The 13957-nt window shown below is 63.1% G+C and carries 14 protein-coding genes; 3 read left to right on the top strand and 11 right to left on the bottom strand.

The annotated features are described in order from the left end of the window. Nucleotides 1–5: 5 nt before the first annotated feature. Genes AC1Q61_RS14895 through lspA form a run of 3 tightly spaced genes read right to left on the bottom strand, consistent with a single transcriptional unit; the run spans nt 6 to nt 2295 of the window. Nucleotides 6–689 (bottom strand): hypothetical protein, encoded by a 684-nt coding sequence (locus tag AC1Q61_RS14895; RefSeq protein WP_019748857.1) that lies wholly within the window; start codon nt 687–689, stop codon nt 6–8. Next, entirely contained in the window at nt 686–1612 is a 927-nt protein-coding gene (locus AC1Q61_RS14890; protein ID WP_007733161.1) for an RluA family pseudouridine synthase, read from the bottom strand. Before AC1Q61_RS14890 ends, AC1Q61_RS14895 begins: the two co-directional genes overlap by 4 nt. After that, entirely contained in the window at nt 1609–2295 is a 687-nt protein-coding gene (gene lspA / locus AC1Q61_RS14885) for a signal peptidase II (RefSeq protein ID WP_492654890.1), read from the bottom strand. Before lspA ends, AC1Q61_RS14890 begins: the two co-directional genes overlap by 4 nt. A 68-nt stretch (nt 2296–2363) precedes the next feature. Here lspA and AC1Q61_RS14880 point away from each other — a divergent pair, with 68 nt between their 5' ends. From AC1Q61_RS14880 to gad, 3 genes are all read left to right on the top strand, one after another. After that, a complete protein-coding gene (locus AC1Q61_RS14880; protein WP_060938914.1) occupies nt 2364–3290 on the top strand; it encodes a hypothetical protein in 927 nt (308 codons plus the stop codon). Next, a complete protein-coding gene (locus tag AC1Q61_RS14875) occupies nt 3278–4051 on the top strand; it encodes a sensor domain-containing protein (RefSeq protein ID WP_492650921.1) in 774 nt (257 codons plus the stop codon). The genes AC1Q61_RS14880 and AC1Q61_RS14875 overlap by 13 nt, the downstream gene beginning before the upstream one ends. Nucleotides 4052–4193: 142 nt before the next feature. After that, a complete protein-coding gene (gene gad, locus AC1Q61_RS14870) occupies nt 4194–5585 on the top strand; it encodes a glutamate decarboxylase (protein ID WP_492650922.1) in 1392 nt (463 codons plus the stop codon). An 83-nt stretch (nt 5586–5668) separates the two neighbouring features. On the opposite strand, the gene AC1Q61_RS14865 is transcribed toward gad, so the two are convergent. The 8 genes from AC1Q61_RS14865 to AC1Q61_RS14830 all read right to left on the bottom strand — a co-directional run bounded on the left by AC1Q61_RS14865 (nt 5669) and on the right by AC1Q61_RS14830 (nt 13928). Further along, nucleotides 5669–6172 (bottom strand): WKL family lipoprotein, encoded by a 504-nt coding sequence (locus AC1Q61_RS14865; protein ID WP_047270137.1) that lies wholly within the window; start codon nt 6170–6172, stop codon nt 5669–5671. A gap of 116 nt (nt 6173–6288) precedes the next feature. Continuing rightward, nucleotides 6289–7653, bottom strand: coding sequence for a DNA polymerase IV (locus AC1Q61_RS14860; RefSeq protein ID WP_042452844.1), 1365 nt, complete (start codon nt 7651–7653; stop codon nt 6289–6291). A gap of 36 nt (nt 7654–7689) precedes the next feature. Next, on the bottom strand, nt 7690–8028 hold the full coding sequence (locus AC1Q61_RS14855) for a TfoX/Sxy family protein (protein WP_003941748.1): 339 nt from the start codon (nt 8026–8028) through the stop codon (nt 7690–7692). Nucleotides 8029–8096: 68 nt separating this feature from the next. Further along, nucleotides 8097–11210, bottom strand: a complete 3114-nt coding sequence (gene ileS, locus AC1Q61_RS14850) for an isoleucine--tRNA ligase (protein ID WP_042921931.1) — start codon at nt 11208–11210, stop codon at nt 8097–8099. Between the two features lie 281 nt (nt 11211–11491). After that, complete coding sequence (locus tag AC1Q61_RS14845; RefSeq protein WP_007733197.1) at nt 11492–11806, bottom strand: hypothetical protein; 315 nt, start codon at nt 11804–11806, stop codon at nt 11492–11494. Between the two features lie 49 nt (nt 11807–11855). Further along, nucleotides 11856–12683, bottom strand: a complete 828-nt coding sequence (gene wag31 / locus AC1Q61_RS14840; RefSeq protein ID WP_003941722.1) for a DivIVA-like cell division protein Wag31 — start codon at nt 12681–12683, stop codon at nt 11856–11858. A 126-nt stretch (nt 12684–12809) separates the two neighbouring features. Continuing rightward, nucleotides 12810–13088: a YggT family protein gene (locus AC1Q61_RS14835; RefSeq protein ID WP_003941780.1), complete on the bottom strand. Its 279-nt coding sequence runs from the start codon at nt 13086–13088 to the stop codon at nt 12810–12812. 189 nt (nt 13089–13277) lie between these two features. Beyond that, nucleotides 13278–13928 carry a cell division protein SepF gene (locus AC1Q61_RS14830; RefSeq protein WP_003941752.1) on the bottom strand — a complete coding sequence of 217 codons (651 nt, stop codon included), beginning with the start codon at nt 13926–13928 and terminating at the stop codon, nt 13278–13280. Nucleotides 13929–13957 lie beyond the last annotated feature (29 nt).

The raw sequence follows: 13957 nt of genomic DNA, 5'->3' as shown, positions 1-13957 counted from the left end.
GGAGTTCACGGGACCGGGCCGTCGTCGGGGCCGGGAGCAACGACGTCCACGTACTCCGGCAGCAATGGACGGACGGCCGCCAACCACGGCGAGGCGTCGGACGGCAATGCTTCCACTGCACGGACGTTCGAGTCATGTTCGATCGCTTCGAGTCCTTCGGGAGTAGCTCGCACCAGCACGCCCACCGCGCAGGCGCACCCGGCGGACAATTGCTTCGCCGACGCGAGCGCCACCTGTTGCTGACGATCGGTGTCGCCGCCGAGCGAGATCAGTCGCGTGGCTGCAACACCGGGCGATCTGCGCACTGCTTCGTCGTTGTCGGGAACGGGCACGGACATGAGCGGCGTCTGGACGCGCTCGATCGGAACTCGGAACATGACCCTGGACACGCGAACGCCCGAGACCTCAGCGCCCGGCACCTGAACACTGCTGGTCGACGTGATGACCTCGTCGACGGTGAGTGCCTTCGTGAACGAGACCAACGCCCACACCGGCCCGTCGACCGACGCGACAGAATCTCGCGCTCGCTCGAGGTAGCCCGGCACAGCTTCCCCACTGTCCGGACCGAGAGTGTCCGTCGTGATCGGCGGGGTCGGCACGGGATTCGCGAACCCCACGCCCACCACCGCCGCCACGCCGACCACCACCGCGACGACGGCCAGCGCGGGGGTAAGCCCGCGCGGTGTCATGAGGACCGGAGAACTTCGAGTGCGTGTTCGAGATCCTTCGGGTACTTGCTCTTGATCTCGACCCAGCGACCGTCCGCCGGGTGGGCGAAGCCGAGCGAGACTGCGTGCAGCCACTGGCGTTCGAGACCGAGCCTCTCGGCAAGTCGGGGGTCCGCGCCGTAGGTCAGGTCGCCGCAGCACGGATGGCGCAACGCCGAGAAGTGGACACGGATCTGGTGTGTGCGACCGGTTTCGAGGTGCACGTCCAGCAGACTCGCTGCCTGGAACGCCTCGATGGTGTCGTAGTGCGTGACGCTGGGCTTGCCGTCGGCCGTGACCGTGAATCGCCAGTCGTTCCCGTGGTGGCGTCCGATGGGGGCGTCGATGGTTCCGCTGCTCGGGTCGGGGTGTCCCTGCACGAGAGCGTGGTAGCGCTTGTCGATGGTCCGCTGCTTGAAAGCGCGCTTGAGCAAGGTGTATGCGCGCTCGGAGGTGGCAACCACCATGACACCCGACGTTCCGACGTCCAGACGGTGGACGATGCCCTGACGCTCGTGGGCACCGGACGTCGAGATACGGAAACCGGCCGCGGCAAGTCCGCCGATGACGGTCGGTCCCGTCCACCCGACGCTGGCGTGCGCGGCAACTCCGACGGGCTTGTCGACTGCCACGACGTCGTCGTCGGCGTAGAGGATCTCCATCCCCTCGACCGGTGTCGCCTCGATGGTCAGGGGCCGCGGCGGTTCGGGCAGGACAACCTCGAGCCACGACCCTGCGGTCAGACGATCGGACTTGCCGACCGCCACACCGTCGACGAGTACCGAGCCTTCTTCCGCGAGTGTCGCGACCACGGTGCGCGAGAGTCCGAGGAGGCGCGCCAGGCCGGCATCAACCCGCATGGCGTCGAGGCCGTCGGGCACGGGCATCGAACGGGATTCCCTCACTTGGTTTCTCCCTCGGCTGCGGCCTTCGATTCGATGAGCTTCTTGTCGTCCGCCTTGTGATCACGCAGGCGTTCACCGTTGGGTTCGAAGCCGAAAAGAGTCAGTACGACGAGCAGGATCGCGCCACAGACGATCGCGGAATCCGCGATGTTGAACACGGGCCACCAACCGACGGAGACGAAGTCCACCACATGTCCGCGCATGATTCCGGGAGAGCGGAAGAATCGGTCGACGAGGTTACCCAGCGCGCCGCCGAGAACGAGGCCGAGACCGAGCGCCCACCACGGTGATCGGAGCGTGCGACCGATCTTGATCACACCGATGACGACACCGATGGCGACGAGGGTGAGGATCCACGTCATCGACGTTGCCATCGAGAACGCTGCACCGGGATTGCGCACCATCGTGAATGTGACCACGTCACCGATGATTTCGATCGGCTGCCCCGGCTTGACCGCGGCGACTGCCCACACCTTCGTGAGAATGTCCGAGAGCAGGATGACAGCGGCGATGGCAATGAGCATGGTCAGCCGGCGGGGCTTTGCGACCGGCGCAACCGCCAGGTCACCGTCTTCCGATTTCACGGCTTCCGGTTTCACGGTTTCGGGCTCGTCGGCCTTCGAGATTTCGGTAATCGGCTGATCCTCCGCGTTGACATCTCGGTCTGGGTGGTCTGTACTCACGCAACCATCATCCCTCATGTTCACCGCACCGGGTCACGCACTCTGCAACTGCGGCTAGCCTGGAGCGCGTGCCACTGCTGTCCACGACCGGCCGACGAGTTCCGTTCGCCCTCGCTGCCCTCGCTCTCACCACCGTTCTCACCGCTTGCGGCGACTCGGATCAACCTCCCACCGCACCTACCTCGTCGCCGAGCGAAGTCACTGTTCCGGTGACCGCCGCCACCGTCGAGGTACTCGATGGGGGAAGCGAACCGCGCGAGGTACTGCGCATGAACTTGCCTGTCGGCACCACGCAGACGGCGACGCTCGTCACCCAGGCGGTCGTGAGTCAGCAGATCGATCAACAGCCGGCACAAGATTTCTCTTCGCCGGAGATCACGATCCCGCTCTCGGCAAACGTGACCGCTGACGATCCCACCGCTGTCGTGGACCTGACGCTGTCGTCGATGACCTCGCCGGATGCAACGCTGCAGGCAGCGCTGAGCGGGGCCGACGGATCTGCGGCCGGATTGTCGGTCACGGATTCGGGCGCCATCACCGCCCTACGGTTGAAGCCGTCCGCCAACTCGGCCAATGCTGCCCGCGCTGCAATCGAACAGGCGCTCGGCCAAGCGGTCTACCGGACCGTTGCACTCCCCGACGCTCCGGTCGGTGTCGGCGCACGTTGGGTGGTTCGACAACAAGTCAGCAGTGAAATCCTGCTCGATCAGACAACCACCGTCACGCTCACCGCGCGGGAGGGCAATCGGCTTTCGCTCGCGGTGGACGTATCGCAGACCCCGCAGAGCCCGGTCTGGAACCTGGCCGGTGACGCCGGAACGCTGAACATCGATCAGTACGTCATGGCCGGCTCCGGAAACCTCACCGTCGACCTCTCACTCCCCTTGCCGATCGCCGGACAGATGACCGTCGGCGGCGACCAGGCGTACGGCGATCCGGACAGCTCCTCGGTGATCCGGCAGACGATCTCCAACAGCATTCGGTGGGAATCGTGACACGCCGGTCGCTCGCACTGGGCCTGACAGCAACGGCGGCACTGTTCGTCGTGACCGGTTGCGGCTCGGACGACTCTCCTAGTGCTGACACAACTACGCAGGTTTCCGCCCCACAGGTCGGCTTGGCGCCGTTCACGGCTGCTCCGGCCGCACCGCTGAGCGGGACACCTCTCGACCGTGATGCGCTGCAACGAGCCGCGCTCACCCTCTCCGAACTACCTGCGGACTTCGACATAGTTCCCGACCCGGTCGACGACCTCGGCCTCGCACCGGCGCCGGAGAGTTCGGAGGCGGACAAGTCGAGCACCGACCCCGCCGTCTGCGCTCAGGTTCTGGCACCGATAGCCACCCAGGCCGCCGGATCCGTCGCCGACCTCTCCGACATGTTCACCGGCCCCGATTTCACGAGCATCGATCAGGACTCTGCTTCGTACGCCGACGGCACCGCGGCAGCAGCAGCTTTCGAGAAACTTCAGACCACGCTGGCCGGGTGTGCGGAGTATTCAGGAACCGATGCCGACGGAACGACAATCACCTATCGCGTCGGCGGAGCGTCGCAACCGAACGTCGGCGACGCGTCTTTCGCTTTCCGAATCATCACGGAGAGTGGCGGTTTCACCTTGGTCGCCGATGCGATCGTGGCCGCAGTCGGGACCACGTTGACCCAGGTGTCCGCAACTGCGCCGAGTCCGATCGCCCCCGACGTGCTGCACTCGATGGCATCGGCCGCCGCCGATCGCCTGCGCGCACAAACGCCCTGACAACGAGCGGAATAGTCCCGTCTCGGCCTTACGCGAATGATTCGGGACCACAGACCCTTTGACAACTGCCCGTCCACACTGAACGGTGAGAGTAGGTACGAAACAGACCAACGCGACACACTGATGTGAGGAGCCAGAGTTCATGCCGGAACCCAGAAGGTCAGATCACACCGATTACGTAGCCGTCAATCCGATCTTCTCGAGGCCTGGCGAGGATTCGGTTGCATCGAAGTACACACTCGAACCCGACGGCATGCTTCCCGAGACCGCGTATCAGATCGTCCACGACGAAACGATGCTCGACGGCAATGCGCGGCTCAATCTCGCGACGTTCGTCAGCACGTGGATGGACGATCACGCCACCAAACTGTATGCCGAGTCGTTCGACAAGAACATGATCGACAAGGACGAGTATCCACAGACCGCCGCGATCGAAACCTATTGCTGGCGCATCCTTGCCGACCTCTGGCACTCGCCCTCCCCCAAGGACGCAATCGGTACCTCGACGATCGGTTCGTCCGAGGCGTGCATGCTCGGTGGCCTGGCGATGAAACGACGCTGGCAGCACGCACGAAAAGCCGCGGGGAAGTCCACCGAAAAACCAAATCTCATCATGAGTTCCGCCGTCCAGGTGTGCTGGGAGAAATTCTGCAACTACTGGGACGTCGAGGCGCGCTACGTGCCGATCAGCGAGGAACACCGGACCCTCGACGGTCACGATCTGGACGAGTACGTCGACGAGAACACCATCGGCGTAATCGCGATCATGGGTGTCACGTACACCGGGATGTACGAGCCGGTCCTGGAAATCTCGAAGGCACTCGACGCGATCCAGGAAAAGACGGGACTCGACGTTCCCATCCACGTCGACGGCGCTTCCGGCGCAATGATCGCCCCGTTCCTACAGCCGGAACTCGAATGGGATTTCCGGCTCCCGCGCGTGCACTCCATCAACACCTCGGCGCACAAGTACGGACTCGTCTATCCCGGCCTCGGCTGGGTGGTCTGGCGATCGCAGGATCTACTTCCCGACGACCTCGTGTTCAAGGTGAGCTACCTCGGCGGCAGTATGCCGACCTTCGCGCTGAACTTCTCGCGGCCCGGTGCTCAGGTGATCCTGCAGTTCTACTTGTTCCTGCGTCTCGGCCACGACGGCTATCGCGCGATCCAGCAGTCCTCACAGGACGTGGCGAAATTCCTCGCCGAAGGAATCGGGAAGCTCGACGCCTTCGAATTGTGGAACGACGGTTCCGACATCCCGGTCTTCGCGTGGCGCCTCGCCGAGGGGCACACGTCCAACTGGACGCTGTACGACCTCTCGGACCGGTTGCGAGGCAAGGGCTGGTTGGTGCCGGCCTACCCCATGCCGGACGATCTCGCGGATCTGACAGTGCAGCGCATCGTGGTTCGTAACGGACTGAGCATGGACCTGGCGGCCAATCTGCTGCGCATCATCGAAGAGGAAACCGCGTTCCTCGACGAACTGGACAGCCCGATGCCGCGGCCGCGCGTCACCGAGGGATTCCATCACTGACGTCGCTTACCACGTGAAGAGCGGCCGCCCACTCCCCTTCGGGAGTCGGCGGCCGCTCTGGTGTTTCAGGTGTTACCGAGAGATCAAGCAGCGCAAGCCGGCGAGGTCAGACCTGCAACGCCGACGATCTGGCAAGCGGTGGTCTTCGAGAGCTTCCAGACGCCGTCTTCGTAGACGAACGAAGCCTGCAGGCCCTGCTGCAGCGGCTGGCCGTTGACGACGATGTTCAGCGAAGCTGCTGCCGTCTCGCTGCCCGTGTCGGTGACCGGGTCGAGGATCTCGACCTGCGCGCCGGCAGCCTTGGCGGCAGCGGCGACCTGGTTGATCAGCTCGGGATCAGCCTCGGCGCCCTGGACGAGGTTGACCTTGTCTGCGGCCGGAACGCTCTCGTCGAGTGCCTGAGCGACCTTGGCGTTGAGCTCAGGGGCGGTCGGCAGAACAACCTCGGACGTGGGTGCCGCAGAGGTGGTGGTCGTGGGCTTCGCCGAAGTCGTCTTGTCGGAGTCTCCTCCGTCTGAACCACACGCGGTCATCGTCAGGGCTGCTGCGATCGCCACGGCTGCAACGGTCATCTTCTGAAGCTTCAACTTCTCAGTCCTATCCATTCGGGTGTTCACATTCGAGCGTCAGTCGAACATCGTGCTTGCTCGAGGATCGTCGACAACATTACCCAACGGTAAGCGGAAAAAGTCTAAGGACATCCTCAGAGAAGGCTGTCGACCGCATCTGCTACCTCGAGCACCTCATCGGATTCGGCAAAAGTTTTGGCGATTCCCGTTCCGCTGGAACGGGTTTCGAAGCGAACGGTGACCACACCGTGCCCGGCGCCCTGCACCCAACCGTGTCCGTATTCTGGATGCTTCACGTCCAAACCGGGGTGCCAGTAGCGCTGAGGGACACGTGCTGCCACCGGAACGTCGAGTTCGGCCTCATCGAGGGCGCCCGTGAGAGTCTCGACCGGATAGCCGGGAACATCCTGATCCAACTCGGGAAAAAGTGATCCTTGCCGAACGGTGGACAAACCGGCGAATCCCACACCGACCAGGCGAATCGGCCCCAATTCCTGTGGATCGATGACCTGTTTCTGCGCAGTCGCGATGAGGATTTGGCGGTCGATGGTGGCAAACGGCAGCGTCACGGATCGAGTCAAGATACTCATATCGGACTTCTTGAGCTTCAGTACGACGGTGCGAGCAGCTCTTCCGTCCTTCTCCAGCCTGGAAAATGCTGCACGACCACTACTTTCGACGGCGGCGCGCAGTTGCGCCATCGTGACGATGTCTGCGGCGAAAGTGGATTCCGCGCTGATCTGCTTGGATTCGGCACGCTCGGCGACCGGCCGATCGTCGATCCCCTGTGCGAGCCGATGCAACCCCGGACCGACAGTGGTTCCCAGTATCGACGCCACCTCCGCTATGGGAGTGCGGGCAAACCCACCGATGGTTTCGATGCCGAGACGCTTGAGCTTTTCCTCGGCGACGGGACCGATCCCCCAGAGCTTTCGCACCGGCAGTGGATCGAGCAACTCGTGCTGCATCCCGGGAGGAATCACTGCGACGCCGTCGGGCTTTGCCAGTCCCGACGCGATCTTGGCGACCTGCTTACCTGCGCCGGCCCCGATCGAAGCGACCAACCCGGTCTCGGCTTTGATCAACGCCCGCAGGTCCTCGCAAAACGCGCGGACCTCGTCAGCTCCGACACCGGCCAACTCCACCGGTTCCCCGAAAGCCTCGTCCACCGACAGTTGCTCGAGGATCGGCATACGAAGGCGCAACGCGTCGAACGTGCGTTTACTGAGAACCGAGTACAGGGACATCCGTGGCGGCAGTACCACCGCTCCACCACCGACCATCCGGCGTGCTTGATGCATAGGCATTGCCGAACGCGCACCGAAAACTCTCGCTTCGTAACTTGCCCCGGCCACCACCCCGCGCCCGCCCAAGCCGCCGACCAGCACCGGGCGACCTCGCAGAGTGGGACGCGTCAACTGCTCGGCGGAAGCGAAAAACGCATCCATGTCGAGATGCAGCACCCACCTACGACTTCGTGTGGGATCACCTTGATTCATCGGGCGTTACGGTTCTCTCAAAAGTAGGTGCAGAATTTACGTCCGCGCCTTCTTCTTCGGCGACTTCTTCTTCGGCAGGGGCAATACGTCGGCAGTCCGTTGAATGAAGGCGTGCAGGTGATCGAGGTCCTGCAACCGTTCCTCCGTCACCCGGTAATAATCCTTCGCTCCCGGGTACGGCGGAGCCAGATCAGCCTCTGATCCGAACTCCGTACTGACCTCGGTGGGTTTGACGAACAGAACGTCTCCGCAGATCAAGCCCACGATCTTCTCGTCGCAATACAATCCGTACTCGCCGAACATCGCCCTTGCCCGCACGTCGAGCGGTTCCAACTGCTCGAGAATGCGCGCCACGGTTTCCTTGCTCGTGCTCATGAGAGCAAACTACTCCGGCTCCCCGACATACAGACATTCATCGGAGAGCCGGAGTAGTCGCGTCGGTACTAGACCTTCGTGATTGCGGCGCGGATACCCTCACCGAGATCGACGGCGTCGTCTCCCGCTTCACCCACCGAGAAGGAGGTGGCCAGAACCTCACCGGCGATCAATTCGCGATGACGCTCCGCCCACTCCTTGCAGTCCTGCGGAACCTCGAGCACGACGTTGATCCGGTCCGAGACGTCGAAACCGGCAGCACGGCGCGCATCCTGCAACTGACGGATACGGTCCTTGGCCCATCCCTCGGCTTCGAGTTCCTCCGTCACAGCGGAATCGAGTACGACCAGTCCCGCACCGTCCGGCAGTGCTGCCGTCGAATCCGGCTCGGCCGCAACCAGTTTCTGCGTGTACTCCTCGGGCAGCAGTTCGATGCCCGCCGCAACCACGACGCCGTCCGCGTTCTCGGTCCAGTCGCCCGCCTTGACCGCCTTGATGACAGTCTGAACGGACTTGCCCAGACGCGGTCCTGCAGCACGCGCATTGACCGCGATCTCGAAGCGCCCGTGCACGTCGACGTCATCGGTCAGATCGACCTTCTTGACGTTGACCTCGTCGGCGATCAGTCCGAGGAACGGACGCAGACGCTCGGCATCCGGCGCCGCAACCGTGACCTCGGGCAGCGGAAGACGAACACGCAGATTCTGCGCCTTGCGCAGGCTCAGCACCGTGGAGCACACGGTCCGGACGTCGTCCATCGCCGCTACCAGCTCGGGGTTCGCGGGGAGCTCCGACGCCTCGGGCCAATCAGCCAGGTGAACCGAGCGCTCCCCGGTCAGCCCGCGCCAGATCACCTCGGACACCAGCGGCAACAGCGGCGCAGCGAGACGCGTCACGACCTCGAGCACGGTGTGCAGGGTGTCGATCGCGTCGCGATCCTCGTCCCAGAACCGCGAACGCGACCGTCGCACATACCAGTTGGTGAGTGCGTCACAGAACAACCGAAGCTCGTCGCACGCGCCGGCGATGTCGTTGACCTCGAGGGCCTCGGTGATCACGTCGCGGGTGGTAGCGAGCTTGGCCAGGATGTACTGATCGAGGATGTTCTCCGAATCGGTACGCCACACACCGGATTCCGGCGCGTACAACTGCAGGAAGCTCCAGGCGTTCCACAGCGGGAGCAATGCCTGACGCACACCTTCGCGGATGCCCTGCTCGGTCACGATGAGGTTTCCGCCGCGCAAGATCGGCGAAGACATCAGGAACCATCGCATGGCATCGCTGCCGTCGCGGTTGAACACCTCCTTCACGTCCGGGTAGTTGCCCTTGGACTTGCTCATCTTGAGTCCGTCGTCGCCGAGCACGATGCCGTGCGCAGCAACGGTTTTGAACGCCGGACGATCGAAGAGTGCGGTGGCCAGCACGTGCAGCGTGTAGAACCAGCCGCGAGTCTGCCCGTTGTACTCGACGATGAAATCGCCCGGGAAATGGCCCTCGAACCATTCACGGTTCTCGAATGGGTAGTGCACCTGCGCGTACGGCATCGAACCGGATTCGAACCAGCAGTCGAGCACCTCGGGAACGCGGCGCATCATCGACTTCCCGGTCGGGTCGTCGGGGTTCGGGCGGACCAGGTCGTCGATCATCGGGCGATGCAGATCGGTCGGACGCACACCGAAGTCTGCCTCCAACTGATCGAGCGATCCGTAGACGTCCGTACGCGGGTACTGCGGATCGTCCGACACCCACACCGGGATCGGGCTGCCCCAGTAGCGGTTTCGGCTGATGTTCCAGTCGCGTGCACCTTCGAGCCACTTGCCGAACTGGCCGTCACGGATGTGCTCGGGCACCCACGTGATGTCCTTGTTCAGCTCGACCATGCGATCGCGGAACTTGGTGACCGCGACGAACCACGAGGGAACCGCCATGTAGATGAGCGGCTGCCCACTGCGCCAACTGTGCGGGTACGAGTGCTCGATCGTCTCGTGCCGCAGCAGCTTTCCAGCGGCCTTGAGGTCCTTGATGATGACCGGGTTGGCGTCGAAGACCATCAAGCCCTCGTACGGCGGAACCATCGAGGTGAACTTTCCACCCGGATCGAGCGGCTGCACGACCTCGATACCGTTGGCCGTGGCGACATCCATATCCTCCTCACCGAAAGCCGGTGCGAGGTGGACGATTCCGGTTCCGGAATCGGTTGTCACGTAGTCGGCCGAAAGCACGACGTGCGCGTTCGGATGTCCGAGGAAGAAGTCGAACGGCGGTGTGTACGACAGTCCGACCAACTCGGCGCCCTTGTGACGGGAAACGACCTCGGGGTCCTCCCCCAGCTCACGTGCGTAATGAGCAACCCGTGCTTCCGCGAGCACGTACCGCTTTCCGTCCTCGCCGAGCACCTGGACGTAGTCGACCTCGGGATGAACCGCAGTGGCCAAGTTGGACGGCAGTGTCCACGGAGTCGTGGTCCAGATGATCGCGTTTGCGCCGTCCAATGGTGAACCCGGAGCGACCAGCGGCATGTCGACCGTGACTGCAGGATCCTGACGCATCTTGTACGCGTCGTCGAGACGAGTCTCCTGATTGGACAGCGGAGTCTGCTCGTACCAGCTGTAGGGCAGCACGCGGAAGCCCTGATAGATCAGGCCCTTGTCGTGCAGCTCCTTGAAGGCCCACATGACGGACTCCATGAAGTCGACGTCCAGGGTCTTGTAGTCGTTGTCGAAGTCGACCCAACGTGCCTGGCGGGTGACGTAGTCGCGCCACTCGTCGGTGTACTTGAGCACCGAGGCCTTGCAGTACTCGTTGAACTTGGCCAGACCCATGACTTCGATCTCGGCCTTGTCCTTGATGCCGAGTTGCTTCTCCGCTTCGAGTTCTGCGGGCAGTCCGTGGCAGTCCCAGCCGAAGCGTCGCTCGACCTTGCGTCCACGCATGGTCTGGAAGCGCGGCACCAGGTCCTTGACGTACCCCGTCAGCAGGTGACCGTAATGCGGCAAACCGTTTGCGAAGGGCGGTCCGTCGTAGAAAACGAACTCTTCGTTGCCGTCCCGATTGGAAACCGACGCACGGAAGGTGTCGTCGTCGTCCCACTGTTTCAGGACTTTCTGTTCCAGTTCGGGGAACTTGACTCCGGTGTCGGCGGGGACACCGTAGTCGACTTTGGGATACCCGTTACTCGCCATGGCGATCTCCTCGTGCCAGTCGGACTCGGCACGGGGACGACGTGGCGCTTGTGCGCCGACACCGCGGTACCACCCCGTTTGCACCCCGTAGATCCGCGCTTGGATCCCGAGGTGCCACTCGATCGAGCTGTGACGGGCTCACCCGTTCGGTTCTACTGAGTTCTGGGCGCCTGAAGCGACAAGAACCGTTCTTCCGAAAGCTCCCCGGTGATTGCCGGATCACAGCCTGGTATTCGTGTTGGACAGTCTAATACTCGTCCTGGACCTTGTCGGAACTCGCCCTAGGACTTGTCGGGGCCACCCGGCGACTCGCCATGATTTCTCTGATTGTCATCGTTGGCGGTGGCTGCATCGTCGATCGACGAATTCGAGGAACTCTCGACTCGACCGTAAGGCGACGACATTCCGCTGCCCGATGCCGGGTCATCCAACGAAGGAACCGCCTTCCTGCTGGTCAGCGCACTGACCAGCAGGAGGACGGCACCTGCTACACAAATCGCGATACATGCCCACGCCCAGATCAGCGACCCTGTGGTCAGGGCGACGATCAGGAGAGCGAAACCAACTCCCGCGAGAACCAACGTCACGACCAGCACGTATCAACCTTTGTCCGGTCCGATAGCTGAGCCGACGGGGCGCTCTCGGTCAGCTGTTTCCCTTGGCGAAGGACGGGCTGTAGGAATCCTGTCCACCGTCGACCGGAACGGCCGAGCCGCGCTGTTCGAGCTCTTCGAGCTGCGATTCCAGGTAGGACTTCAGGCGCACCCGGTACTCGCGTTCGAACGTCTTGAGCTGCTCGATACGGCCCTCGAGGACCGAACGCTGCTGGTTGATGGTCGCCATGATTTCGGTGTGCTTCTTCTCGGCGTCCGCCTTGAGAGCGTCTGCCTTCTCCTGAGCCTGGCGAAGCTGGGTCTCGGAGCGAGTCTGAGCGTCGGTGAGCATCGCCTCCGACTTGTTGCGCGCATCCGCGATCATGCCGTCAGCCTTGCTGCGAGCCTCGCTCATGAGCTGCTCGGAGTTGGTGCGGGCACTGCCGAGCAGCTGCTCGGACTCGGTCTTGGCATCGTTGGTGAGGCGATCCGCCATCTCCTGAGCCAGTCCGAGGACCTTTGCGGCCTGCATGTGGGTGTCGCCACTCTGCGGCGCTGCAACGGCAGCGGCGGCGGGAACCGGCGCTGCAACAGGTGCAGGCTTGGGCGGTTCGACGACCCGAGCGGGCTCCGGCTTGGGCTGCGCTGCGACGGGTGCTGCCTGCTGAGCAGGTGCCGGCGACTTCTTGGCAGCCGCGAGCTCCTGATCCAGCTCACCTACGCGCTGGCGCAGGTCCGCATTCTCTTCGATGAGCTGCGACAGCGCCTGCTCGACGAGGTCGAGGAATGCGTCGACCTCGTCCTCGTTGTAGCCACGCTTGCCGATAGGCGGCTTGCTGAACGCAACGTTGTGCACGTCAGCTGGAGTCAGTTGCGGCATGGAAGGATCCCTTCACGCGTCATTTGGCGGTCTAGCAAGCATTCAGTTGCAACACAGTCTACGTAGTGGCGAACCACTGGATGAGTTATGGCATCCATTCTGGCATACCACTCACTCGGACTGCGCTCAGCGAACAACCGACATCAGGATGATGACGATGAAAAGCAAGACCATGATGGATAGATCCAAGCGAACTCCACCGAGGTTGATCGGGGGGATCAACCTGCGGAGCAGTTTCACCGGAGGATCGGTGATCGTAAAAATGGTTTCGAGAATGACTGCGACCAATCCGGTCGGTCGCCAATCTCTGGCAAACGAACGAACGAACTCGACGATCACTCTGCCGATCAGCAACAGCCAGAAGACAACCAGCACCAGATAGATCACAGAGAGAAGCGCGTCCACACCCTCACTCTGCCTGACTTCTGCGGTGTGTCCAAAACAGACACACCGCAGCAATTCCGGAACCGGTCCGCATCGAGTCCGTCTTGTAACGGCCGGCGATGGGTCCGAATGCGGCGTCCGCCGAGGCGGGCCGCCGTTCGAATGTGCTCACGTCACCCCTGCTCAGGGGCCGGACTGCGGTCGAGACCATCATTTCTGGCTGTAGAAACCCGTCTCGGCGATCCGACGGCGCTCCTCGGCGGAAACGTCGATGTCGGCCGGTGAGAGAAGAAACACTTTGGTGGCTACCTTGTCGAAAGAACCACGCAATGCGAACGCCAGGCCGGCCGCGAAATCGACCAGACGCTTCGCGTCGGCGTTGCTCATGTCGACCAGATCCATGATGACGGGAGTGCCGTCCCGGAACCGCTCACCGATCGTGCGGGCCTCTGCGTAGCTCTGCGGACGCAGTGTCGTGATCTTGGCGAGCGGGCCGCCGTCGTCGACAACCGGCGCACGTCGCGCTTCGGGTCGCTCTGCGCGCGCGTCGACCGCGAGGTTGCCACGGCTTGCCGGGCGCGGCGCCATCGCCGGGCGGCTGCTGCGGCTGGGAACGGTGTCGACGCGGGGCCGGGAATCGTAGCGATCGAACTCCGCGTCCTCTTCGTCACGACGACTGGGCGCGTAGCTCGCCTTCGAGAAGGCAGGTTCGACGAACTCGCGGTCGTCGCGCTCGGCATAGCCGTCGTGACTACGACGGGGTGCGCGGCGAGCCTGATCGGGCTCCTCCACGTATTCGTCCTCGTAGTCATCGAGGGGAACCATGCCGAAGTAAGCCTTGAACTTATGCAGGTTGCTCATTGATCGACCTTCCTTGGCGCGGCGGAATC

It is taken from the genome of Rhodococcus sp. MPR-R1B (assembly GCF_058793255.1).
Note: the sequence above shows the minus strand (reverse complement) of the source record. Positions and strands in the feature narration are given on the sequence as shown.

Bases quoted from the DNA above. Each gene is read 5' to 3' on its own strand.
- AC1Q61_RS14895 (WP_019748857.1), bottom strand. From the start codon at position 689: ATGACACCGCGCGGGCTTACCCCCGCGCTGGCCGTCGTCGCGGTGGTG.
- gad (WP_492650922.1), top strand. From the start codon at position 4,194: ATGCCGGAACCCAGAAGGTCAGATCACACCGATTACGTAGCCGTCAAT.
- AC1Q61_RS14860 (WP_042452844.1), bottom strand. From the start codon at position 7,653: ATGAATCAAGGTGATCCCACACGAAGTCGTAGGTGGGTGCTGCATCTC.
- AC1Q61_RS14855 (WP_003941748.1), bottom strand. From the start codon at position 8,028: ATGAGCACGAGCAAGGAAACCGTGGCGCGCATTCTCGAGCAGTTGGAA.
- ileS (WP_042921931.1), bottom strand. From the start codon at position 11,210: ATGGCGAGTAACGGGTATCCCAAAGTCGACTACGGTGTCCCCGCCGAC.
- wag31 (WP_003941722.1), bottom strand. From the start codon at position 12,683: ATGCCGCAACTGACTCCAGCTGACGTGCACAACGTTGCGTTCAGCAAG.
- AC1Q61_RS14830 (WP_003941752.1), bottom strand. From the start codon at position 13,928: ATGAGCAACCTGCATAAGTTCAAGGCTTACTTCGGCATGGTTCCCCTC.